The organism is Arthrobacter sp. Dra40, assembly GCF_059091905.1.
In genome coordinates this window covers 1-1,665 of sequence record NZ_JBNHHB010000459.1, presented here as the reverse complement: position 1 = coordinate 1,665, position 1,665 = coordinate 1, and the positions used below count along the sequence as shown (strand labels likewise).

2 protein-coding genes are annotated in these 1,665 nt (G+C 64.7%); both read left to right on the top strand.

What is annotated here, in order from left to right; translation table 11 throughout:
- The coding region (locus AC5RWT_RS37145) for a flagellar hook capping FlgD N-terminal domain-containing protein (RefSeq protein ID WP_494084580.1) at window positions 1-443 on the top strand (443 nt) is incomplete at its 5' end.
- Between the two features lie 90 nt (window positions 444-533).
- On the top strand, window positions 534-1,665 hold a 1,132-nt coding region (locus tag AC5RWT_RS37140; protein WP_494084579.1), incomplete at its 3' end, for a flagellar hook protein FlgE.

Below are 1,665 nucleotides of genomic sequence, written 5' to 3'. Positions count from 1 at the left end.
TGGTCACCCAGCTACAGAACCAGGACCCCAGCTCGCCCATGGACACCAACCAGATGATCTCCCAGACCACCCAGCTGGCCATGATGGAGAGCATCTCGACCATGACCACCACCAGCGAGGAGAACTTTTCGCTGCAGATGCGCGGTGTGGCCGCGGCGCTGGTGGGCCGCGAGGTGAGCTACTACGGCGCTGACGGCTCCCTGCTGACGGGCACGGCCACCTCGGTCTCCTACGCCGGGCCGGTGCCGCAAGTGATCGTCGACGGCCGGGAGATCCCGCTGGACCTGGTCGCCGGGATCACCGCTGCCGGAGCGCCGGGCCGGTCGGGTTCCGATGAAGGCACTAACGACGCCGGTGCCTCCTCGGGTGGTTCTGTCGCCGACGCCGCGGCCAACACCGGGCCTGTCGAAGCCTCCGGCCCCACTGGAGGTATCGCCGCCTGACATGTCGCACCCTGATCCGGCTTGTGCCGCCAGCAGAATTTCCCAGTCACTGAATCATTCGTCCGTTCCACCATTCGAAAGGCGCTGACCATGCTCCGCTCGCTCTACTCCGGAATCTCCGGGCTCCGCTCCCACCAGACCATGCTTGATGTCACCGGCAACAACATTGCCAACGTCAACACCACCGGCTTCAAGGCTTCCTCCGTCCAGTTCCAGGACACCTTGTCCCAGATGACCCAGGGCGCCGGTGGCCCGCAGGCCCAGGCCGGCGGCACCAACCCCGCCCAGGTGGGGCTCGGCGTGCAGGTGGCCGGCATCTCGACCAACTTCACCCAGGGCTCCTCGCAGGCCACGGGCAAAGCCACCGACATGATGATCTCCGGCGACGGCTTCTTCGTCACCACCAAGGGTGGCGAACAGCTCTACACCCGTGCAGGCGCCTTTGAATTAGACTCCAACGGCCGATTGGTCTCCCCGGACGGGGCAATCCTGCAGGGCTGGATGGCAGATGCCGACGGTAACATGCCCGTCGGCGGACCCATTGGTGCGATCGACCTTTCCCCGGACGCCATCTCCAAAGCCCGTGCCACGTCCGAGGCAGTACTGGCCGGAAACCTTCCGTCTGACGCCAAGGTAGCTGATGCCCTTGTCCGCGATGTTGAGGTCTTTTCGGCGGACGGCACCAAGACCAGCCTCTCCTTGACCTTCACTCGCACAGCAAGCGGCTGGGACGTTGCCAAGACCGGCAGCGGGACTGTCGGTGCATCGCTTGCCCTCAACGGGAATGGCGTCCTGACGCCAAACAACCCCATGACGGTTGACGGTGTCAACGTCGTTCTGACAGGTCTTAGCGGTTACGCAGGCATGACTACCGTCGGTTTCAACAGCCAGAACGGTCGTGCTGCCGGCACCCTCGAGTCCTTCACCATGAGCCCCGATGGCACGCTGATGGGTTCCTTCAGCAACGGAGACCAGGCCGTCGTTGGCCGGGTCGCCTTGGCGAACTTCACCAACCCGGGCGGCCTTGAAAAGGCTGGCGCATCGTCGTACCGCGTGACGGCCAACTCCGGTCAGGTCGAACTTGGAACCGCCGGTACCGGTGGCCTCGGGACGCTGGCCGGTGGCTCGCTGGAAATGTCCAACGTGGACCTGTCCCAGGAATTCACCAACCTGATCGTCGCGCAGCGCGGCTTCCAGGCCAACGCCCGCATCATCACCACCT